The sequence below is a fragment of the Pseudomonas sp. SIMBA_068 genome (assembly GCF_046534705.1).
In the GTDB taxonomy this organism is placed as follows: Bacteria; Pseudomonadota; Gammaproteobacteria; order Pseudomonadales; family Pseudomonadaceae; genus Aquipseudomonas; species Aquipseudomonas putida.
In genome coordinates, this window is the sequence record NZ_JAWRYI010000002.1 from 465,674 (window position 1) to 486,420 (window position 20,747).

General features: G+C 62.5%; 18 protein-coding genes and 2 pseudogenes. 5 read left to right on the forward strand and 15 right to left on the reverse strand.

All coding sequences use genetic code 11. The features are described 5' to 3' along the window. Positions 1 to 105 precede the first annotated feature (105 nt). Positions 106 to 924: a DUF6708 domain-containing protein gene (locus SB756_RS08350; RefSeq protein WP_410910640.1), complete on the forward strand. Its 819-nt coding sequence runs from the start codon at positions 106 to 108 to the stop codon at positions 922 to 924. Then, complete coding sequence (locus SB756_RS08355; protein ID WP_341795734.1) at positions 921 to 1,175, forward strand: PAAR domain-containing protein; 255 nt, start codon at positions 921 to 923, stop codon at positions 1,173 to 1,175. The genes SB756_RS08350 and SB756_RS08355 overlap by 4 nt, the downstream gene beginning before the upstream one ends. Before the next feature lie 237 nt (positions 1,176 to 1,412). On the opposite strand, the gene SB756_RS08360 is transcribed toward SB756_RS08355, so the two are convergent. Further along, positions 1,413 to 2,258, reverse strand: coding sequence for a TIGR03915 family putative DNA repair protein (locus SB756_RS08360; RefSeq protein ID WP_410910641.1), 846 nt, complete (start codon positions 2,256 to 2,258; stop codon positions 1,413 to 1,415). Further along, positions 2,249 to 3,469 carry a putative DNA modification/repair radical SAM protein gene (locus tag SB756_RS08365; protein WP_410910642.1) on the reverse strand — a complete coding sequence of 407 codons (1,221 nt, stop codon included), beginning with the start codon at positions 3,467 to 3,469 and terminating at the stop codon, positions 2,249 to 2,251. The genes SB756_RS08360 and SB756_RS08365 overlap by 10 nt, the downstream gene beginning before the upstream one ends. Before the next feature lie 145 nt (positions 3,470 to 3,614). On the opposite strand from SB756_RS08365, the gene mqo reads away from it, so the two are divergent. Then, positions 3,615 to 5,192: a malate dehydrogenase (quinone) gene (gene mqo, locus SB756_RS08370; protein WP_410910643.1), complete on the forward strand. Its 1,578-nt coding sequence runs from the start codon at positions 3,615 to 3,617 to the stop codon at positions 5,190 to 5,192. A 19-nt stretch (positions 5,193 to 5,211) separates the two neighbouring features. On the opposite strand, the gene SB756_RS08375 is transcribed toward mqo, so the two are convergent. The 5 genes and pseudogenes from SB756_RS08375 to SB756_RS08395 form a co-directional block, all read right to left on the reverse strand. Beyond that, positions 5,212 to 5,391: a hypothetical protein gene (locus SB756_RS08375; RefSeq protein ID WP_410910644.1), complete on the reverse strand. Its 180-nt coding sequence runs from the start codon at positions 5,389 to 5,391 to the stop codon at positions 5,212 to 5,214. 21 nt (positions 5,392 to 5,412) lie between these two features. Continuing rightward, a pseudogene (locus SB756_RS08380) lies at positions 5,413 to 5,721 on the reverse strand (ArnT family glycosyltransferase); the annotation flags it as partial. Between the two features lie 63 nt (positions 5,722 to 5,784). Continuing rightward, positions 5,785 to 5,907: pseudogene (locus SB756_RS08385) on the reverse strand (dolichol-phosphate mannosyltransferase); the annotation flags it as partial. Between the two features lie 33 nt (positions 5,908 to 5,940). After that, complete coding sequence (locus SB756_RS08390; protein WP_410910645.1) at positions 5,941 to 6,915, reverse strand: NAD-dependent epimerase/dehydratase family protein; 975 nt, start codon at positions 6,913 to 6,915, stop codon at positions 5,941 to 5,943. Beyond that, positions 6,903 to 8,240, reverse strand: coding sequence for a UDP-glucose dehydrogenase family protein (locus tag SB756_RS08395; RefSeq protein ID WP_341795728.1), 1,338 nt, complete (start codon positions 8,238 to 8,240; stop codon positions 6,903 to 6,905). The genes SB756_RS08390 and SB756_RS08395 overlap by 13 nt, the downstream gene beginning before the upstream one ends. Positions 8,241 to 8,484: 244 nt before the next feature. On the opposite strand from SB756_RS08395, the gene SB756_RS08400 reads away from it, so the two are divergent. Then, positions 8,485 to 9,531 (forward strand): class I SAM-dependent methyltransferase, encoded by a 1,047-nt coding sequence (locus SB756_RS08400; RefSeq protein WP_341795727.1) that lies wholly within the window; start codon positions 8,485 to 8,487, stop codon positions 9,529 to 9,531. A 99-nt stretch (positions 9,532 to 9,630) separates the two neighbouring features. Here SB756_RS08400 and SB756_RS08405 read toward each other — a convergent pair whose 3' ends face one another. From SB756_RS08405 to yghU, 6 genes are all read right to left on the reverse strand, one after another. Then, entirely contained in the window at positions 9,631 to 10,875 is a 1,245-nt protein-coding gene (locus tag SB756_RS08405; protein WP_003248123.1) for a saccharopine dehydrogenase family protein, read from the reverse strand. A gap of 33 nt (positions 10,876 to 10,908) precedes the next feature. Continuing rightward, positions 10,909 to 12,006 carry a carboxynorspermidine decarboxylase gene (gene nspC / locus SB756_RS08410; protein WP_003248125.1) on the reverse strand — a complete coding sequence of 366 codons (1,098 nt, stop codon included), beginning with the start codon at positions 12,004 to 12,006 and terminating at the stop codon, positions 10,909 to 10,911. Between the two features lie 187 nt (positions 12,007 to 12,193). After that, a complete protein-coding gene (locus SB756_RS08415) occupies positions 12,194 to 13,111 on the reverse strand; it encodes a pyridoxal-phosphate dependent enzyme (protein WP_341795725.1) in 918 nt (305 codons plus the stop codon). Further along, positions 13,108 to 13,782, reverse strand: coding sequence for a transcriptional regulator (locus SB756_RS08420; protein ID WP_410910646.1), 675 nt, complete (start codon positions 13,780 to 13,782; stop codon positions 13,108 to 13,110). Before SB756_RS08420 ends, SB756_RS08415 begins: the two co-directional genes overlap by 4 nt. Positions 13,783 to 13,889: 107 nt before the next feature. Continuing rightward, complete coding sequence (locus tag SB756_RS08425; protein ID WP_341795723.1) at positions 13,890 to 15,593, reverse strand: amidase; 1,704 nt, start codon at positions 15,591 to 15,593, stop codon at positions 13,890 to 13,892. Between the two features lie 141 nt (positions 15,594 to 15,734). Beyond that, entirely contained in the window at positions 15,735 to 16,574 is an 840-nt protein-coding gene (yghU, locus tag SB756_RS08430) for a glutathione-dependent disulfide-bond oxidoreductase (protein WP_174370745.1), read from the reverse strand. A gap of 200 nt (positions 16,575 to 16,774) precedes the next feature. Between yghU and SB756_RS08435 the strand changes: the two genes are divergently transcribed. Then, the gene (locus SB756_RS08435; RefSeq protein ID WP_410910647.1) at positions 16,775 to 17,821 is read left to right on the forward strand and encodes an alpha/beta hydrolase family protein; all 1,047 of its coding nucleotides are present in this window, start codon (positions 16,775 to 16,777) and stop codon (positions 17,819 to 17,821) included. On the opposite strand, the gene SB756_RS08440 is transcribed toward SB756_RS08435, so the two are convergent. Beyond that, positions 17,783 to 19,045, reverse strand: coding sequence for an MFS transporter (locus tag SB756_RS08440; RefSeq protein WP_410910710.1), 1,263 nt, complete (start codon positions 19,043 to 19,045; stop codon positions 17,783 to 17,785). The genes SB756_RS08435 and SB756_RS08440 overlap by 39 nt on opposite strands. Positions 19,046 to 19,157: 112 nt before the next feature. Further along, the gene (locus tag SB756_RS08445) at positions 19,158 to 20,744 is read right to left on the reverse strand and encodes an ABC-F family ATPase (RefSeq protein WP_012272468.1); all 1,587 of its coding nucleotides are present in this window, start codon (positions 20,742 to 20,744) and stop codon (positions 19,158 to 19,160) included. Between the last annotated feature and the right edge of the window lie 3 nt (positions 20,745 to 20,747).

Consider the following 20,747-nt stretch of genomic DNA (forward strand, 5'->3'; position numbering starts at 1 on the left):
CAACGATAGGGAGTCACTCCGTTGTTGCGGCTACATTGCTGCTAATGTATTGGCCTGATCGAAATATTGATAGCGCATATGTCGAGGTGTGTAGTCGGAGGCTGAATGATTCAGCATGAACCAAAGGGATTGCGGAAGCGAGCTTTAGGCTGGAGTCGCGACCTTCCGCAGGTTGATGAGATGCCAACACCCCGCTTCACTTTAGGGGACATCAAGCCTTCACCAAACCATATCGATGATGTGTATCTGGAGCTGCCTCGGTCCAGCATCATCTTGCGTGGTGTTATAGCTTTGATCAGCATTCCGATCCTAATGTTTCAGGTTGGTTTGATGGCATGGATATATTGGGGTTTGTTTAGTGAAGGTTGGGTGGATGATTGGTTGACAAACGCTCTTGGATTTTTGGTTCCCATTGTTTCGATTTGGGCTATTGTGCCATTTGCTAAGCTAGATTTAGTGCTTCCAAGAGACGAGCCCATTCGCTTTAATCGTCTGCGAAGGAAGGTCTATTTCTATCAATTCCGATACCACTACGTTTACTTGTTCAGCCGTAAGCACTGGGGTGTAAAACCTGTCGCCTACAATTGGGACGACGTAACCGCCGAAGTTTACCGCGTCTACGCTCCCGGCCACGGCGGCCTTATCGAAAACGTCAAGCTGTCTGTCCGCAACCCGGAAACCAACGAAGTCATCGATCGCGTGGAGTTCGCCTCCAACCTATACAAGGGTGAAGCCTACTGGGCCATCGGCCGGCTGTTCATGCAGCAAGGCCCCGAAGCCCTGCCAAATTTCGTGCACCCACCCCGCGACTGGAACGATGACGATGGCTTGAGCCACATGCATTGCCTGGCGCCGAAGGTTCATTGGCCGGAGGCCATAGATCGCGAATCCCGTACTGCACCCTCCGAGGGAGAATTCCAATGAACCCGGTTGTACTTGTAGGCCACCAACACAACTGCCCGCTGCATGGGGTAAACCAGGTAGAAAGCGGCAGCGCTACGTATACGTTTAACGGCAGGCCGGTCGCCAGGGTAGGTGACCGGACCACCTGTGGCGCGGTGATAGAGAGTGGGGCAGGGCATTTCCTGATCGAAGGTGGGGCGGTGGCCCGCAAAGGCGACCGGACGGATCACGGTGGTGTGCTTGAGGAAGGGGATGCTGGGTGGCTGCTATAACTTTAATCAAACATTGAAGTGGATGGCACCGGCTACGCCGGTGTTCGCGGCTAAAGCCGCTCCCACAGAAAGCGGGTCTGATCAGGACTCACGCTCTATCTGTGGGAGCGGGCATGCGCGCGAAGCAGGCAACGCGGTGGATGGCACGGGCTTCGCCCGTGTTCGCGGGAGCGCCCGCTCCCACAGTGATCGTGCAAGCTTTAAGCGCCATGTAAGACAGCGTGAGAGAGTTATTTTTCAGCTATCTGCTGGCGCGTTGATCTTTTTGCCGGGTTTCGCGGCAACTTCAAGTGCTTGGCCGTCCCGCTGTTTGCCTTGGCGGGCCAGGCCTTCGAGTTGCGGTATCAGCATGCCTTCCGGCAAATGCCGCCAGAACCGCCCGGGCATGTGCAGGCGCAGGGCATCGGGGTTGAGGCGGGCGGGGTTGAAGGTGTGGCGGTAGTAGGTGCGCCATAGTTCAGCGCCTGGGTCTTCAGCGTTGCGCGCCCATTGTTGCCAGCGCTCGGGGCATCGGCGTTGGTAATCGAACACCTGGCCGTCGAACCGAATGCCATCCTGTGGTGTGGCGATTAACCAGCGCAAACGCCCCAGGCGGTCAGCAAAATGTGGGCTGGCACTTTCCAGAATGTCATGTGCCGGTTCGTGGTACGCGACCAGATCAAGTTGCAGGCGTTCTGCCAACGCCTCTGGCAACGGTACGAAGCGCACAAACGCATGCAGGTGATGCGCCTCTCGGCTGACTTGCTTGATGCGCCGTTGCAGTTCACTGCCCAATCGGTCGCCCGCCAGCATGGCCGTGCGGTCACCATGTGCCACTCGCCAGAGCACTTCGTACAGCAGGTTCCAGCGTTGCTCGCCGCAGTAACGGGCAGCCTGTTCCAACTGGTTCAGCAGCGCGGCAGGCACCTTGGCGCGAAAAGGGCCAGGGCCTTCGGGGGGCGACGCAGGCACTGCCAGCAGGTCTGCCATCGGGCCTTGTGACCAGGTGACTTGCGACGGGTCGATGCCATGCCCCAGCAACACGCGGGCCTGATCCCGCCAGGTGGCGAACCGGTCATCGCAGTCGAGCGCAATCATCCCCACAGCCCCATCTGCACTGGTGCTTGCGGCTCACGCAAACGCGCCCGCAGCAAGCCGCTGCGCAGCTCGGACTGGGCTGGGCGGTAATCGCTGGTGACGATGAACGGCCGAGCCTTGTCCAGCACGCAGCGCAGCTGGATCAGGTCGTCATAGCGGATGCGCCGTTCCCGGCGCAGCGCGACCAGGCGCTGTACGCTGCGCAGGCCGATACCGGGAATACGCGCGAGCAGCGCAGGCTCGGCGCGGTTTACATCCAGCGGAAAAATGTCGCGGTTGGCCAGCGCCCAGGCCAGTTTGGGGTCGACGTCCAGCGCCAGGTTGCCGCTCTGGCCCAGTAGTTCACCTGCCTTGTAGCCGTAGCCACGCAGCAGGAAGTCGGCCTGATACAGGCGGTGCTCGCGCAGCAGCGGCGGTGCAGCCAGGGGCACGCTGCCCGGGCTGTCGGGGATCGGGCTGAAGGCGGAATAGTACACGCGCTTGAGGCCGTAACCCTGGTACAGCGACTCGGCATTGCGCAGCAGGGTGCTGTCGTCGGTGCTGTCGGCGCCGACGATGACCTGGGTGCTTTGCCCGGCAGGGGTGAAGCGCGGGGCCTTGGGTTCGTTGGCCACGGCTTGCTGGCCCTGGTAAATGACCCCCATGGCCTGGCGGATGGTGTGCGCCTGTTTTTCCGGCGCCAGGCGCTTGAGGCTGGCGTCGGTGGGCAGTTCGATATTGACGCTGAGGCGGTCGGCCAGGCGGCCGGCCTCTTCGATCAGTAGCGGGTCGGCATCGGGGATGGTCTTGAGGTGAATGTAGCCACGGAAGTTATGCTCTTCGCGCAACAGCCGGGCAACCCGGATCAGTTGCTCCATGGTGTAGTCCGCCGAACGGATGATGCCGGAGCTGAGGAACAGGCCACTGATGCAATTGCGTCGATAGAAATCCAGGGTCAGGCGCACCACTTCCTCAGGGCTGAAGCGCGCGCGGGGGACGTTGCTGGAACGGCGGTTCACGCAGTACTGGCAGTCATACAGGCAGAAGTTGGTCAACAGTACCTTGAGCAGCGACACGCAACGGCCGTCGGGGGTGTAGCTGTGACAAATACCCATGCCATTGGTGGCGCCCAGGCCGTCGCCGCCGCGCGAATTGCGCTTGGGTGCACCGCTGCTGGCGCAAGAGGCATCGTACTTGGCGGCGTCGGCAAGGATGCCGAGTTTGGCGATGAGTTGCATGGGGCTGTCTCACTGTACTGAATATTCATACAGTATTTTGAGATGTGTCTGATTGCAAGTGGTTGTGCGCCAGCCATGCCCGACTAAATCCGTCAGCTAAGCTTGTGGCTGGACTTACGGATAGCAACGAGGCGCGGAAAAGGTTATGAAAATTACCCTGAAGCCGGAGCTGGCGCTGGCCGGGCTGGCCTTGGCCTTTGGCATGCTCAATGCCCAGGCCGCAGAAGCCAGGAAGGTCGATGTGATGCTGGTAGGCGGCGGCATCATGAGTTCTACGCTGGCGGTCTGGCTCAACGAACTGGAGCCGGGCTGGTCGATGGAAATGGTCGAGCGCCTGGACAAGGTCGCCGAAGAAAGCTCCAACGGCTGGAACAACGCCGGCACCGGCCACTCGGCCCTCGCCGAACTCAACTACACCCCGGAAAAAGACGGCAAGATCGACATCAGCAAGGCGGTGGAGATCAACGAGTCGTTCCAGGTCACCCGCCAGTTCCTGGCCTGGCAGGTGAAGCAGGGGGTGTTGAAGAACCCGCATTCGTTTATCAACACCACCCCTCACATGAGCTTCGTCTGGGGTGACGACAACATCCGCTTCCTGAAAAAGCGTTATGAGGCGCTGCAGGCCAGCCCGTTGTTCAAGCCCATGCAGTACTCCGAGGACCATGAGCAGATTCGCAAGTGGGTACCGTTGATGATGGAGGGGCGCGACCCCAACCAGAAACTGGCGGTAACCTGGACGCCGATTGGCACCGACGTCAACTTTGGCGAGATTACCCGGCAGTACGTGGGCTATCTGCAGACCCGGCCTAACTTCGACCTCAAGTTGTCCACCGAAGTACAAGACATCACCCGTAACGACGACGGCTCGTGGCATGTCGAGTACAAGAACCTCAAAGATGGCAGCAAGGCGGCCACCGACGCCAAGTTCCTGTTCATTGGTGCCGGCGGCGCGGCGTTACCCCTGCTGCAGAAGTCGGGCATCGACGAAGCCAAGGACTATGCCGGTTTCCCGGTCGGCGGTTCGTTCCTGGTTACCGACAACCCGGCTATCGCGCAGCGTCACATGGCCAAGGCCTATGGCATTGCCGCCACCGGTGCGCCGCCCATGTCGGTGCCGCACCTGGACACCCGGGTACTCGATGGCAAGCGCATGATCCTCTTCGGGCCGTTCGCCACCTTCTCGACCAAGTTCCTCAAGCAAGGCTCGCTGCTCGACCTGCTTGCCAGTACCAGCGTGCACAACGCCTGGCCGATGGTGCGGGTCGGGGTACGCGAGTTTGACCTGGTCCAGTACCTGATCGGCCAGGTGCTGCAATCCGACAATGACCGCTTCGAAGCGCTGCGCACCTACTTCCCCGAGGCGAAGAAGGAAGACTGGCGGCTGTGGCAGGCGGGCCAGCGGGTACAGATCATCAAGAAGGACGAGGCATTGGGTGGCGTGCTCAAGCTCGGTACTGAGGTGGTGATGTCCAGGGACGGTAGCATCGCCGGGTTGCTGGGTGCCTCGCCGGGTGCCTCTACCGCTCCACCGATCATGCTTGATGTGCTCAACAAGGTGTTCAAGGACAAGGTAGCAACGCCGGAATGGCAGGGTAAGATCAAACAGATCATCCCGTCCTACGGAACGCGCCTCAACGACCACCCCGACCAGGTATTGAAGGAGTGGGCGTACACCAACGAGGTGCTGCAACTCGATCCGCCAGCCGGCACCGCTGCGCCGTAGCACGACGGGGGCGCAGGTTTTAACGAGCGACGGGCGCGTCTGCCCAGGCAAAGCGGTAGACGTGACCCGTGGCAGCGGTTTGGCAATGGCCGTTGTCGGCATCGGCACCCACCACATACCACTCGGCCCGCGAAATTTCGTTGAGGTAGGCCAGCTCCGCTGCGCCACCGCCCTGGGCGATCGACACCAGCAGGGGCACAAGCCACACCGCGCATCAGAAACCCAGCGCCACCCATAGGCACAGGAAGCTGTCGATCTGCCCGGTGCGCAGGATGCTGTAGCTCTGGTAGGTGGCCAGGAACAGCAAGGCGGCGATCACGTCGATGCGGCGGTTCTACAGGCGCCGCCCCAGGTCGTGCAGCACCCGGGTGATGGTTGCCGCCGACATCAACCCGGGCAGGTAGAGGGCAACCTTGGGCGAGCCGGTCAGTTGGCTGAACAGGGCCACGGTCCACATGAACAGCGGCGGCTTGTCGCCGTAGATTTCCGCTGCCCGGTGGGGGATGAACCACTTGCCGCTTTGCAGCATTTCCAGGGCTGGTCGTTCTGGCCGTCTGGCCAGCCACTGCCGGAGGCCGCCTGCGCGGCATGCCACAGTGAGGTGCTCTGGCTCTTCGGCGGCCAGTGCGGCGCGTATTTCCATCAACAGTGATGGCAGGTTTTCGACCTCGTTCCTGGCGGGGATCAGTACCGAGAGGTCAAGTGGATCTGTCATGAGGCTACCTGTGGTCTATTGTGAGTGCGCGGCTCAAACCCGGTAAAAATCCCGGTACCAGCCAACGAAAGCGTTAACGCCGTGTTCCAGCGATGTGTCCGGGGTGAAGTCGATCCAGCGCGCCAGCGAGCCCACATCGGCCCAGGTCTCCAGCACGTCTCCCGCTTGCAGTGGCAGGTAGTCGCGCTGGGCCTTGATGCCCAAGGCGTCCTCCAGGCACTCGACGAAATGCAGCAGCCGCACCGGCTGGCCGCGGCCGATGTTGAACAGCTGGCAGGGCGGTTGCCCGTGGGCAGGCTGTGGTGGCTTCAGGCGCAGGCGCAGGATGCTTTCGACGATGTCGTCGATGTAGGTGAAGTCGCGCCCCATCAGGCCGTTGTTGTAAATCTCGATCGGGCGACCTTCGAGCATGGCGCGGGTGAACTTGAACAGCGCCATGTCGGGGCGGCCCCAAGGACCGTAGACGGTGAAAAAGCGCAAGCCCGTGGTCGGTAAGCGATACAGGTGCGCATAGCTGTACGCCATCAGTTCATTGGCGCGCTTGCTGGCGGCATAGAGCGACACCGGCTGCTCGACCGGGTCGTCGACGCTGAACGGCAGCTTGGCGTTGGCGCCGTACACCGAGCTGCTGGAGGCGTAGATCAAGTGACGCGGCGGCTGCTGGCGGCAGGCTTCGAGCAAATTGAGGAAGCCGATTAGGTTGGCCTGGCCATAGGCCCCGGGGTTGTCCAGCGAATAGCGCACCCCGGCCTGGGCCGCCAGGTGGATCACTTCACTGAACGCCTGCCCGGTGAACAGCTGTTGCAGGTCGACGCTGTTGGCGATGTCCAGGGGCTGGAAGCGGAAATTGGCGAAGCCGGACAGCTGTTGCAGGCGCGCCCGTTTCAGCTCGACGCTGTAGTAGCCATTGAGGTTGTCGATGCCGAGCACCTCGGTGCCAGCCTCGCACAGGCGGCGCGCGACGTGGAAGCCGATAAAGCCGGCCACGCCGGTAATCAGTACGGGCATGCTGGCTGCACCTGGCCGCGGCCGATACCGTAGTAAGTCAGGCCGGCAGCGGCCATGTGCTCGGGTTCGAACAGGTTGCGGCCGTCGAACACCACTCGATCGGCCAACTGATCCGGCACCTTGTCCAGATTCAGCACACGGTAGTCCTGCCACTCTGTGACGATGACCAGCGCATCGGCACCCTCCAGCGCATCGTCCTTGCACGGCACCAGTTGCAAATCGGCGCGCGGGCCGTAATGCCGCAGGATTTCGTCCATCGCCTGCGGGTCGTGGGCCTGTACTCGCGCGCCAGCAGCCCACAGCGCTTCCAGCAAGATTCGGCTGGAGGCTTCGCGGATGTCATTGGTGTTGGGCTTGAACGACAACCCCCACAGGGCGAATACCTTGCCGCGCAGGCCATTGGGATAATGCCGCTGGATCTTGCCGAACAGCCGACCCTTCTGATGTTCGTTGACCGACTCCACCGCACGCAGCAACTGCGGCTCGAAGCCTTCAGCTTCGGCGCTGCGGCGCAGGGCTTGCAGGTCCTTGGGGAAGCATGAGCCGCCAAAGCCGCACCCGGCGTAGATGAAGTCATAGCCGATGCGTGGGTCGGAACCGATGCCACGGCGCACCATTTCGATATCGGCCCCCAGGTGCTCGGCCAGGTTGGCGATTTCGTTGATGAAGGAAATCTTGGTCGCCAGCATGCAGTTGGCCGCGTACTTGGTCAGCTCGGCGCTGCGTGCATCCATGACCATGAGTTTTTCGCGGTTGCGGCTGAACGGCAGGTACAGCTCGCGCAGCAACTCCACTTCGGCCGGTTCGGCGCCGCCGATGATGATGCGGTCCGGACGCATGCAGTCGTCCACGGCCGAGCCTTCCTTGAGAAACTCCGGGTTGCTGATTACCTGGAAGCGAGCGGGGTCGGCGACGGCCTGGGCTATGCGCGACTTGATGCGGTGCGCCGTGCCGACCGGCGCGGTGGACTTGTTGACGATCACCCTGGCGCCGTCAGCATGTTCGAGAATGCTGTCGACCACGGCAAAAACCTGCTTCAGGTCAGCGCTGCCATCGGCTTGCGGCGGTGTGCCGACTGCAATGAACTGCAGCCTGGCGTAGTTGGCTGCTGCCTTGGCGTCGGTGGTGAAGCGCAGGCGGCCACAGGCCAGGTTTTTCTCCAGCATCGGCGCAAGGCCGGGCTCGAAGATCGGGCAATGGCCTTCATTGAGGGTGGCAACCCGCTCGGCGTCGACATCCATGCACAACACCGAGTGCCCCACCTGGGCCAGGCACACTGCCTGGGTGAGGCCGACATAGCCGGTACCGAAAACCGTGACTTTCATCTTTCCGCTCCTTGATGAGAAAGCTGAAAAAAAATGTCACAGTCTTGTTTAGGAATTGTTACCTGAATGAGGAATTCCGCCGCTATGTGGACGGGATCTCGTCGCGTATGTGCAGAAGATCTAGACTTACCGAGTGCTCGCTATAACGCGCTGTAGGGCGAGCACCAACCCTTGAACCGACCACCGCCTCCCCGGATCGGAGTTTCCTCGCTGGCGATGGCCTTCTTGCAGAGGAGGGCAGGTCATGGACGAGGCAAGGCTTCACGATTTCATGGGCAAGCTGGTGGGCGACATGGGTGCAGCGGCGACCCTGGCCAATGTCATCCTGGGCGACGAACTGGGGTTGTATCGAGCGATGGCCGATAGCCAGCCAACTACCCCCGAAGCGCTGGCGGAAAAAACCGGCTGCCATCCGCGGCTGGTGCGCGAATGGCTGAACGCCCAGGCCGCTTCGGGTTACATGGCACACGACAAGGGCTCTTTTGTGCTGCCCGAAGAGCAGGCCATGGCCCTGGCGCTGGAGGACTCCCCGGCTTACATGGCCGGTGGGGCTGCAGTGATCGCTGCGCTGTTCCATGACAAGGACAAGCTGGTCGCGGCCATGCGTGGCGATGGCGGGCTGGCCTGGGGGGACCACCACCCGTGCATGTTCAGCGGTACCGAGCGGTTTTTCCGGCCGGGGTACCGTGCGTTTCTGGTCGCTGAGTGGTTGCCAGCGCTCGAGGGTGTGGTGGCCAAGCTACAGGCGGGCGCCAAGGTCGCGGATGTAGGCTGCGGGCATGGCGCCTCGACGCTGGTCATGGCCCAGGCGTTTCCAGCGTCTACCTTCGTCGGCTACGACTACCACGGGCCTTCCATCACCACCGCCAACGATCGCGCGCGTGAGGCGGGGCTAGCAGAGCGGGTGAGTTTTCAGCAGGCCAGTGCGAAGGATTACCCGGGGCATGACCATGACCTGGTGTGCTTCTTCGATTGCCTGCACGACATGGGCGACCCGGTGGGGGCGGCCAAGCATGCCTATCGGGCGTTGAAGGCTGACGGCACGGTCATGCTGGTAGAGCCTTTTGCCGAGGATTCGCTGGACGGCAACCTGACGCCGGTAGGGCGCTTGTTCTATGCCGCGTCTACCTTCATCTGCACGCCGAATTCGCTGTCACAGGAGGTGGGCCTGGGGCTGGGCGCGCAAGCCGGCGAGGCGCGCTTGCGGGCGGTGTTCGAGGAGGCGGGGTTCAGCCGGTTCCGGCGTGCGACGCAGACGCCGTTCAACCTCATTCTTGAGGCGCGCAAGTAATGTGTAGTCCTGCACGGGCCTCTTCGCGGGCCTGCCCGCGAAGAGGCCACGCCTGGAAACGCAGAAGGGGCGCCATGTGGCGCCCCTTCTGTTTGTTACTTAGGCTTCAGCGTCCCAAGGACGATCGCCTTTTTCATCCTTGACGCGGGTTGGCAGGCCCATCACGTCCAGCGCCTTGAGGAACGGCTCGGCTGGCAGCTCCTCGACGTTGACCATGCGCTTGGCATCCCATTCGCCACGGGCAACCAGCAGGGCGGCAGCCACTGGCGGTACACCGGCGGTGTAGGAAATGCCCTGGCTGTCGGTCTCGGCGTAGGCTTCTTCGTGGTCAGCCACGTTATAGATGAACACTTCGCGCGGCTGGCCATCCTTGGTGCCCTTGACCAGGTCACCGATGCAGGTCTTGCCGGTGTAGCCAGGGGCCAGCGACGCTGGGTCTGGCAGCACGGCCTTGACCACTTTCAGCGGTACCACTTCCAGGCCTTCGGCGGTTTTGACCGGTTGCTCGCTGAGCAGGCCCAGGTTTTTCAGCACGGTGAACACATTGATGTAGTGTTCGCCGAAGCTCATCCAGAAACGCACGTTCGGTACGTTGAGGTTCTTCGAAATCGAGTGAACTTCGTCGTGGCCGGTCAGGTACAGGTTTTGCGAACCTACCACAGGCAGGTCGTCGGTACGCTTGACCTCGAACATGGTGTTGCTGGTCCACTGGCTGTTCTGCCAGCTCCACACTTGCCCGGTGAACTCGCGGAAGTTGATTTCCGGGTCGAAGTTGGTGGCAAAGTACTTGCCATGCGAACCGGCATTGACGTCGAGAATGTCGATCGAATCAATGCTGTCGAAATACTGCTGCTGCGCCAGTTTGGCGTAGCTGTTTACCACACCCGGGTCGAAACCGACGCCGAGAATGGCTGTAATGTTCTTTGCCTGGCACTCTTCGAGGTGTTTCCACTCGTAGTTGCCGTACCACGGCGGGGTCTCGCAAATCTTGCCCGGCTCTTCGTGGATGGCGGTGTCCAGATAGGCGACACCCGTATCGATGCAGGCACGCAGCACCGACATGTTGAGGAAGGCGGAACCCACGTTGATCACGATCTGCGATTCGGTCTCACGGATCAGCGCCTTGGTTGCCTCGACATCGAGGGCATTGAGCGAGAAGGCCTGGATGTCGGCGGGTACCTTGAGGCTACCCTTGGCCTTGACGCTGTCGATGATGGCCTGGCATTTGGAGATGTTCCGTGACGCGATAGCGATACGACCCAGTTCGTCGTTATGCTGCGCGCACTTGTGGGCCACCACCTTGGCGACACCTCCTGCACCAATGATAAGAACGTTCTTCTTCAATTTACCTTTTGCTCCTTACTTGGAAAGCCGGCCTTACGACAGGCTGGAAACGTAGTCTTCGAAACCGAACTCGCGGACGACTTCAACGCTGCCGTCAAGTTGCTTGACCACGATGGATGGCATCTTCAGACCGTTGAACCAGTTTTTCTTGACCATGGTGTAACCCGCCGTGTCGATGAACGACAGGCGATCGCCAATGGCCAACGGGCGATCGAATTGGTACTCGCCGAAAATGTCACCGGCCAGGCACGACTTGCCGCAGACCATATAGGTGTGCTCGCCGTCGTTGGGGGCCATCTTGGCGTTGAGGCGGTAGATCAGCAGGTCGAGCAGGTGCGCTTCGATCGAGCTGTCGACCACGGCCAGGTGCTTGCCGTTGTACAGGGTGTCGAGCACGGTCACTTCCAGCGAGGCGCTGTTGGTGATGGCCGCTTCGCCCGGCTCCAGGTACACCTGCACGCCGTACTTCTCCGAGAAGGCTTTGAGGCGCGCGCAGAAGGCGTCTACCGCATAGTCTTCACCGGTGAAGTGGATGCCGCCACCGAGGCTGACCCACTCGACCTTGTGCAGCAGGTGACCGAAGCGCTCTTCGATGTGCGTGAGCATCTTGTCGAACAGGCCGAAGTCGCCGTTCTCGCAGTTGTTGTGGAACATGAAGCCGGAGATCTGTTCGATCACCTGCTCGATCTTCGCAGGGTCCCATTCGCCCAGGCGGCTGAACGGACGTGCCGGGTCGGCCAGCAGGTAGTCAGAGCTGCTGACCTGCGGGTTGACGCGCAGGCCGCGCACCTTGCCTTCGGACTGTTCGGCAAAGCGCTGCAGCTGGCCGATCGAGTTGAAGATGATCTTGTCGCAGTTCTCGAGCATTTCCTCGACCTCGTCGTCGGCCCAGGCCACGCTGTAGGCGTGGGTCTCGCCGGCGAACTTCTGGCGGCCGAGCTTGAGCTCGAAGAGTGAGGACGAGGTGGTGCCGTCCATGTACTGCTGCATCAAGTCGAAGACCGACCAGGTGGCGAAGCACTTGAGGGCAAGCAGCGCCTTGGCACCGGAGTGTTCACGCACGTAGGCGATCTTCTCCATGTTGCTGAGCAGCTTGGTTTTATCGATGAGGTAATACGGCGTCTTGATCATTTAAAGGCCCCCGGCCAGGCCGGCCAAAAAAAGGACACGCATTGTGCCTTCACTTGCCGCAGACCGAAAGGGTGCGATACGCATTTCGTCAGGGTTGACGCCGTTGCGAGGGCATTTTTCCGGTTGCGGCGGGCTCAGTAGAACAGGCGCATGTGACTAACGTAATCACCACCGACAAGTGGCAGCCTCAATCGGCTTGCTGCAGCCACGCCCGAATTTGCTCAAGCGTTGCCGTAGCGCCACCACAAACCACCACCAGCACGTTCTGGTATTGCGCCAAGGCGCCCGGCGCATACGCCAATGCCAGCGCCGCTCCACACGCTGGCTCGACCAGCACGCGATGGTCCAGCAGGAACCGCTCACAGGCTTCCAGCGCTGCACGATCGCTGACCAGGTGGCTGTGCACCGGGTGTTGCTGCGCGCAGGCCAGCGCCTGATCGGCTACCCGCTTTGCCCCCAGCGAGGTCGCCACCGAGGCGATGCGCTCTAGCTCGACCGAATGCCCCGCCTGCATGGCCGCATGCAGCGACGCGGCGCCGTGGGTTTCCACCGCCAGCACCGGGACATCACCCCAGCCATTGCGCTGCAGCCCCTGGACCACGCCGCTGAGCAAGCCGCCACCGCCCACCGACAGCACCACGGCGTCCGGTTTCACGCCTGCTTCGGCGACTTCATCGATCAGGCTGGCATGCCCGGCCCACAGCAGCGGGTCGTCGAACGGGTGGATGAACGCATCATTCGGCCCCACCAAGGTCTGCGCCAGGGCGTTGGCCTCTTGCCAGGAGCTGCCATGCACCACCACGTTGGCGTCTTCCAGGCGCAGCAACTCCTTGGCCCGCTCGGTGGTGGTCTCGGGGACTACCACGGTCACCGGTACACCCAGTTTGCGCCCTGCATAGGCAACCGCCAGGCCGGCGTTGCCGCCCGACGATGAGATGAACTGCCGGGCGCCACGGGCCTGATGCACTTCGCAGGCGTGGCCCACCCCGCGCAGTTTGAACGAGCCGCAAGGTTGCAGGGCATCGAGCTTGAGCCAGATGTTTCGGCCCGCGGCCAACGACATGGAGCGGGATTCAATCAGGGGGGTGTGGACATGCAAGGTCATTGGCTGGTTCCGCGTAGTTGTTCAAGGTAGTTGTAAATGGTGTAGCGGGTTACGCCGAGGGCACTGGCGGCCTTTTCCACGCCGCCCTTGACGATGAACAGGCCGCGCTCCTGCATGACCCGCACGGCTTCAACCTTGGCCTGTTTGTTCATCCGCCCTTGGCCGCTGCGTTGCAGGGAAGCCTGGATGATCTCGCTCATCAGCAGTTCCATGTCGGCGGGTTCGTTGACGGCAGGCGTGGCCCCCAGCGGTTGGAACTGCTGGAGAAAGTTCATGGCGGCGTCCAGGCCGGTGACGTCGGTGTTGACGCAGAGGCTGGCGAAGGGATGGCCGGTGCTGTCGCGAAAGATCGCGGTGGCGCTGCGCAGGGTGCGGCCCTTGAGCGTGGTGGGGTAGTCGGGCAGTACCACCGGCTCGCTGCCGTGCTGGTCGGCTGAGGCCTGCATCAGTGCCTTGAAGCCTTGGTCCTGCTCTGGGGCGGCGAGGATCGGGCTGCCGACGCTGCGGCCGGAGAGGTGACCGTTGACGATCGCCACCACGGAATGCTCCGTGTGGTCCAGGTCGTGCAGAAGGATTTCCATGTTGCGTGCGGCAACGCTGCCCAAGGCCTGGATGGTGGCCTTGAGCACCGTGAGGGTGAGGTGGCGTTCTTCGCTGGGGGTGATAGGCATGGCAGATCGCAAAATCAACATTTTGTGTAGTTTTACACATTAAGTTGAATTAAGCGATCTGCGGTGGTTCTGCTGGCCCTATCGCCGGCAAGCCAGCTCCCACAAACTCAGCCCAGCGCCGGGGTGCGCGGCGGAATCATCCGGCGCGAGCCGGTCGCCTCAAAGGCGGCACCAAAGCTCAACAGCGCATTGTCGCTATAGGCACGCCCGGCAAAGGTCAGCCCCACCGGCATGCCGATGTCGGCCATCACGCCCATTGGCACGGTGACGGTCGGTACACCCAGGTGTCGGATCGCCAGGTTGCCGTTGGCCACCCAGATACCGTTGCTCCAGGCGATGTCCGCCGATGCCGGGTTGACGTCGGCATCGGCCGGGCCCACATCGGCCACTGTCGGGAACAGCACCGCGTCCAGGCCCAGGTTGTCCATCCAGTCTTCCAGGTCCAGTTTGCGGGTGTGCTCCAGGCCGCGCAGGCCGTCAGGCACAGTCTCGATCTGGTCCCAGGTCTTCAGGCCGCGCTTGGCCATGTTGACGTACTCATCCATGCCGGCGGCCAGGTCGTCCTCACGGTTGGGCAGGGTGCCCGGGTCGTGCGGGAAGATCTGTGGGCCATCGACATCGGCCAAGCGGTTGAGCTTGGGGTCGCCGTTGGCTTGCAGGAAGTCGTCAAACGCCCAGCCCGACAGCTCCCACAGCTCATCATGCAGGAACTCCTTGCTGACGATGCCGCGGTTGTAAACTGTCGGCGCGCCCGGGCGGTCGCCCTCGCAGTTGGACACCAGCGGAAAATCCACTTCCAGCACTTCGGCACCGGCCGCTTCCAGGGCCTGGCGTGCCTGTTGCCACAAGTCGATTACAGTAGCGCGGGTGTTGATGCGTTGGCCGGTCGGGCCACCGATGCCTGGTTTTTCGGAGGTGCCTGCTTCGGCATCGGCATTGATGTACATGCGCGGTACGCCAAAGCGTTTGCCCTTGAGTGCGCTGGCATCCACTGCCAGGTCCAGGTAACAGGCAGGGCGCACAGTCGATGCCGCCGGGATCGGCACCCAGGGCTGCAGGCGCCACAGGTCGCCGCGCTTGTCAGCGTCATCGGCGACCACCACGTCGAGGATTTCCAGCAGGTCGGCCATGGTGCGGGCGTAAGGCACCACCACGTCCATGGTCGGGGTCAGCGGCCAGTTGCCGCGCACCGAAATCACGCCGCGCGATGGGGTGTAGGCGCACAAGCCATTGTTGGACGCCGGGCCACGGCCGCTGGACCAGGTTTCCTCGGCCAGGCCGAAGGCACTGAAACTGGCGGCGGTGGCGGTGCCGGCACCGTTGGACGAGCCCGAGGCGAAGGGCGCAGTCAGGAAATCGGCGTTGTATGGGCTTTCGGCGCGGCCATACACGCCGCGCTGCATGCCACCGTTGGCCATGGGCGGCATGTTGGTCTTGCCAAGGCACACGGCACCCGCGGCGCGCAGGCGCTCGATGGTGAAAGCGTCGCGCTGGGCGACCAGGTCCTTGAAGGCAGGGCTGCCGGAAGCGGCGGTCAGGCCTTTGACCAGGTAGCTGTCCTTGGCGGTGTAGGGGATGCCATCCAGCGGGCTCAGAACCTGGCCTTGGGCGCGGCGGGCGTCGGAGGCCTCGGCTTCTTTGAGCGCCTCGGGGTTGCGTACCACTACCGCGTTCAGGGCGGTGGCGGTGTCGGCGCCATCGTAGGCGTCGATGCGCGCCAGGTAGGCCTTGACCAGCTCGACCGCCGTCGTGCGGCCCGACTCGAGTGCGTCGCGCAGCTCGGCAATGGAAACCTCGGTTACCTCGATCATGCGTTCACCAAAAAAATTGTGCAGGTGGGGGCTAGTGCGAGGAGTGTACAAGAAGGGCTTGGCGGACGCAGGTTTGCGCGGGGGCAAATGGTTTTATGCAAGCGGGCATTGTCGGGGTCGCCCAGCGACCCCGGCCAACCCTCAGTCCAGGTCCTGCGCCGTATGCCGCTCGGGCACCTGGCTGGCCTCATCCCCCCACGTCCGGTTTACCCGAGTTCCGCGCTGCACCGCCGGGCGCAGGGCAATTTCCTCGGCCCAGCGCTGTACGTTGGGATACTCATCCACCGCCAGGAATTCTGCCGCGTCATACAGGTTGCCGCGCACCAGCTGGCCATACCACGGCCACACGGCAATATCGGCAATGCTGTACTCATCACCGCCCAGGTAGCGGCTCTCGGCCAGGCGGCGGTCGAGCACGTCCAGTTGACGCTTGGCCTCCATGGTGAAGCGGTTGATCGCGTATTCGAATTTTTCCGGGGCGTACACGTAGAAGTGACCGAAGCCACCGCCCAGGTAAGGCGCCGCGCCCATCTGCCAGAACAGCCAATTCAGGCTCTCGGTGCGTGTAGCGGGCGATTTTGGCAGCAGTGCGCCGAACTTGTCGGCCAGGTACAGCAGGATCGAACCCGATTCGAATACCCGCACAGCTGGTTCGACGCTGCGGTCGAGCAGGGCAGGGATCTTGGAATTGGGGTTGACCTGGACGAAGCCGCTGGAAAACTGGTCGCCCTCACCAATGCGGATCAACCAGGCATCGTACTCGGCTGCGGTATGGCCCAAGGCAAGCAGCTCTTCAAGGGCAATGGTGACCTTGACGCCATTGGGTGTTGCCAGGGAATAAAGCTGCAGCGGGTGCTTGCCCAGCGGCAGGTCCTTGTCGTGCGTCGGGCCGGCAACCGGGCGGTTGATGCTGGCGAACTGGCCGCCGGAGGCTGCCTCGTTGCGCCAGACCTTGGGGGGTACATAGGCGGGCTTGCTCATGCATGAATCTCCTTCATTGGCGCGAAACGGTCACGTAAAGACGTGGACCTGTATCTATGCCACGGGTTCGACGCCATGCGCAAATGCATAGGGTGCGCGCGCAACTTGCATGACGATGGTTTCATCCAGTTTTCATCCGGCGCAAGCCAGGCCGGCTCTATGCTGGGCTATCTCTTCGCCCTGCAAGGAACCGCTGGCCGATGACTATCCCCCGCAGCCTGTTGGCGCTGGTCCTGCTCGGCGGCCTGCTGGCCCATGCCGAGGCTGCGCCGCGGGTTGTCGGCCTGCACCCTATGACCTTGGCCGACCCGGTCGATAGCCGGCCGATGCAAGCACTGGCGTTCTACCCGGCTATTGGTAAACCCCGTAGTAGCCGTATAGACGGCTATCCAGTCGAGGTGGCTGAAGAGGCACCCGTCGCCACGGGCCTATTCCCGTTACTGGTCCTGTCCCACGGCAATACCGGCAGCCCATTGGCGCTGCACTACCTGGCAACCGCGTTGGCGCGGCGAGGCTTCGTGGTGGTGGCGGTAGTGCACCCGGGGGACAACGCCCGCGACCACAGTCGTCTGGGCACCCTGAGCAACCTTTATGGTCGGCCGCTGCAAGTCAGCGCCGCAATCACCGCCGCCCGCGATGATGCATTGGTCGGACCTTATCTGGACGACGGCAAGGTGGGCGTGATCGGTTATTCGGCTGGTGGCGAAACCGCGTTGATCCTTTCCGGTGCGCGCCCGGACCTGGACCGCCTGCGCCAGTACTGCCTGGAGCGCCCGAACGACGCCGACGCCTGCAAGACCCACGGCATATTGATTGCCGACCGCAGCGAACTGGCGCCGCAGGCCGACCCGCGGGTAGGGGCGGTGATGCTGATGGCGCCGCTGAGCCTGCTGTTCGGGCGCCATGCCTTGGCCGGGGTTCAGGTGCCAGCCCTGATCTATAGCGGCGATAGCGACCAACTGGTGGCGGTGGACCGCAACGCCGAGGCTCTGGCCCGCAAGCTGCCGGTCACCCCCGATTACCGCCTGTTGGCCGGCGCCGGCCACTTTGTGTTCATGGCCCACTGCGACGCCGAGCAGTACGCGCGGATGCCGGCGCTGTGCAAAGATGCCGAGGGCGTGGACCGCCGCCATATCCATCATTCGCTAGAGCGTGAAACGGCGGCGTTCTTCAGCCAGGCGCTGGGCACGCCGCAACTGGCCGAGCGGTCAGTTGCGGCGAGCGTGCCGCGACAGCAACAGCGTTAGGCCCACCCCGGCCAGGGCGAGCAGGGCAGCCACGCAGAAGATCGAGGAATAGCCCAGGTGCACGGCTACTGCGCCCATCACCGGGCCGGCGATAGCCAAGGCCATATCGAAGAACACCGCATAGGCCCCCAGCCCCGCGCCGCGGCTGCTGCTGGGGACCTGCCGGATTGCCTCGACGCCCAGCGCCGGGTACACAAGCGACAGCCCGAAACCGGTAAGCCCTGCGCCAACCAGAGCCCAGGCCGGCGAAGGCGCGAGCCACAGCAGGCTCAGGCCGAGCACTTCAGTGGCCATGCAGGCGACCGCCACGTTATAACCACCAAACCGGTTGACCGCGTTGACGAACAGCAGCCGCGAAATGATGAAACACACACCAAACGCACTCAAACACCAGGCTGCGCCACCCCAGCCGCGCTCCAGATAGTACAAGGTGACGAAGGTGGTCAGGGTGCCATAGCCGATCGAGGCCAGAGTCAGGCCAAGGCCGCACGGCGCGACCCGGGCAAACGCCGACCAGAACGGCAGGCGTTCGCCGCGTACCACCACCACGTCGGGACGCTTGCGCAACACCAGCATGGCAAGGGTTGCCAGCACCAGCAAAGCTGGCCCCAGCACGCTGAAATCCAGCCCATCCACGGCCAACACTCCCAGGGGCGCGCCAATCGCAATCGCGCCGTAGGAGGCGATGCCGTTCCATGAGATCACCCTGGCGGTGTGTTCGGGGCCGACCTGGCTGATGCCCCAGCTCAAGGTGGCCACACCGATCAGCCCCTGGGCGATGCCGAGCAGCAAACGGCCCACAAGCAGCAGCGCCAGGCTCAGCAGGGGCAGCGTCAGGGTCCAGGCCGATAACAGGGTCAATACCCCGCAGCCGGCAATTCCCATCAGGCCGAAACGGATGGCTTGCTTGCCCCCGAGGGTATCTGCAACGCGCCCGGCAAACGGGCGGCTGAGCAGGGTGGCCAGGTATTGCAGGCCAATGGTTACCCCGGCGATCACTGCACCAAAGCCCAGTTGGTCGTGCACGTAGCTGGGTAGCACCGCAATCGGCAGGCCGATGCAGAGGAAGGCAATGAAGGTGTAGAAAACGATCGACAGGATCTGCTGAGTGATGTGCAGCGTGTTGCTGGCGGGGGCAGGTTGTTGCGCGGTCATGGGCTCTTTCGCGGGCGGGCGGTTGGGCGTGGTTCCATGATGGCTGTTACATGAAGGAAATGAAAGCAGGCTAACGAATTATTCGTCGGGTTGTGTCAGCTGTAGGGCTGGCGGTGGGATCTTCGGGGGCAAGCCCGCGAAGAGGCCCAGCCATACACAATGGCCAGGCCTTACCCATCAATCAGACCAGTACGCCCTGGCTGCGCAGGTAATCGTCGTAGGTGCCGCTGAAGTCCACCACGCCATCGGGCGACAGCTCGATGATGCGGGTGGCCAGCGACGACACGAACTCGCGGTCGTGGCTGACGAACAGCAGGGTGCCCGGGTAGTTTTCCAGCGCCAGGTTCAGCGCCTCGATCGATTCCATGTCCAGGTGGTTGGTAGGCTCGTCCATCACCAGCACGTTAGGCTTTTGCAGGATCAGCTTGCCGAACAGCATGCGGCCTTGCTCACCACCGGAAATCACCTTCACCGACTTGAGGATCTCGTCGTTGGAGAACAGCATGCGCCCCAGGGTGCCGCGAATCACCTGCTCGCCGGAGGTCCACTGGCCCATCCAGTCGAACAGGCTCAGGTCGTCTTCAAAGTCGTGAGCGTGGTCCTGGGCGTAGTAGCCCACTTCGGCGCTGTCGGTCCATTTCACCGAACCGGCATCCGGGGTCATTTCGCCGACCAGGGTACGCAGCAGGGTAGTCTTGCCAATACCGTTGGGGCCGATGATCGCTACGCGCTCGCCCGCTTCGACGGTAATGTCGAAGTTCTTGAACAGCACCTTGTCGTCGAAGGCTTTCGCCATCTTCTCGACGACTACCGCCTGGCGGTGCAGCTTTTTAGTCTGCTCGAAGCGGATGAACGGGCTGACACGGCTGGAAGGCTTGACCTCGGCCAACTGGATCTTGTCGATCTGCTTGGCGCGGGAAGTCGCCTGCTTGGCCTTGGAGGCGTTGGCCGAGAAGCGGCTGACGAAGGTCTGCAGCTCTGCGATCTGTGCCTTTTTCTTGGCGTTGTCCGACAGCAATTGCTCGCGCGACTGGGTAGCCGCAGTCATGTACTCGTCATAGTTGCCCGGGAACAGGCGCAGCTCGCCGTAGTCCAGGTCGGCCATGTGGGTGCAGACGCTGTTGAGGAAGTGGCGGTCGTGGGAAATGATGATCATGGTGCTGTTACGCGCCGTGAGGATCGTTTCCAGCCAGCGGATGGTGTTGATATCCAGGTGGTTGGTCGGTTCGTCGAGCAGCAGCACGTCCGGGTCCGAGAACAATGCCTGGGCCAGCAGCACACGCAGCTTCCAGCCTGGCGCCACTTCGCTCATCGGGCCGAAGTGTTGCTCCAGGGGGATACCCAGGCCGAGCAGCAGTTCACCGGCGCGGGATTCGGCGGTGTAGCCGTCCATTTCGGCGAATTCGGTTTCCAGCTCGGCGACGGCCATGCCGTCTTCCTCGGTCATTTCCGGCAACGAGTAGATACGGTCGCGCTCGGCCTTGACCTTCCACAGCTGGCCGTGGCCCATGATCACGGTGTCGATCACGGTGAATTCTTCATAGGCGAACTGGTCCTGGCGCAGCTTGCCCAGGCGGGTGTTCGGCTCGAGCATGACCTGGCCACCGGACGGCTCCAGGTCGCCGCCGAGGATCTTCATGAAGGTCGACTTGCCGCAACCGTTAGCGCCGATCAGGCCGTAACGGTTGCCGTTGTTGAATTTTACGGAAACGTTTTCGAACAGCGGCTTGGAGCCGAACTGCATGGTGATGTTAGCGGTAGAAATCAAGTG

Bases quoted from the DNA above. Each gene is read 5' to 3' on its own strand.
- SB756_RS08350 (WP_410910640.1), top strand. From the start codon at position 106: ATGATTCAGCATGAACCAAAGGGATTGCGGAAGCGAGCTTTAGGCTGG.
- SB756_RS08355 (WP_341795734.1), top strand. From the start codon at position 921: ATGAACCCGGTTGTACTTGTAGGCCACCAACACAACTGCCCGCTGCAT.
- SB756_RS08365 (WP_410910642.1), bottom strand. From the start codon at position 3,469: ATGCAACTCATCGCCAAACTCGGCATCCTTGCCGACGCCGCCAAGTAC.
- mqo (WP_410910643.1), top strand. From the start codon at position 3,615: ATGAAAATTACCCTGAAGCCGGAGCTGGCGCTGGCCGGGCTGGCCTTG.
- SB756_RS08390 (WP_410910645.1), bottom strand. From the start codon at position 6,915: ATGCCCGTACTGATTACCGGCGTGGCCGGCTTTATCGGCTTCCACGTC.
- SB756_RS08395 (WP_341795728.1), bottom strand. From the start codon at position 8,240: ATGAAAGTCACGGTTTTCGGTACCGGCTATGTCGGCCTCACCCAGGCA.
- SB756_RS08400 (WP_341795727.1), top strand. From the start codon at position 8,485: ATGGACGAGGCAAGGCTTCACGATTTCATGGGCAAGCTGGTGGGCGAC.
- nspC (WP_003248125.1), bottom strand. From the start codon at position 12,006: ATGATCAAGACGCCGTATTACCTCATCGATAAAACCAAGCTGCTCAGC.
- SB756_RS08415 (WP_341795725.1), bottom strand. From the start codon at position 13,111: ATGACCTTGCATGTCCACACCCCCCTGATTGAATCCCGCTCCATGTCG.
- SB756_RS08420 (WP_410910646.1), bottom strand. From the start codon at position 13,782: ATGCCTATCACCCCCAGCGAAGAACGCCACCTCACCCTCACGGTGCTC.
- SB756_RS08425 (WP_341795723.1), bottom strand. From the start codon at position 15,593: ATGATCGAGGTAACCGAGGTTTCCATTGCCGAGCTGCGCGACGCACTC.
- yghU (WP_174370745.1), bottom strand. From the start codon at position 16,574: ATGAGCAAGCCCGCCTATGTACCCCCCAAGGTCTGGCGCAACGAGGCA.
- SB756_RS08435 (WP_410910647.1), top strand. From the start codon at position 16,775: ATGACTATCCCCCGCAGCCTGTTGGCGCTGGTCCTGCTCGGCGGCCTG.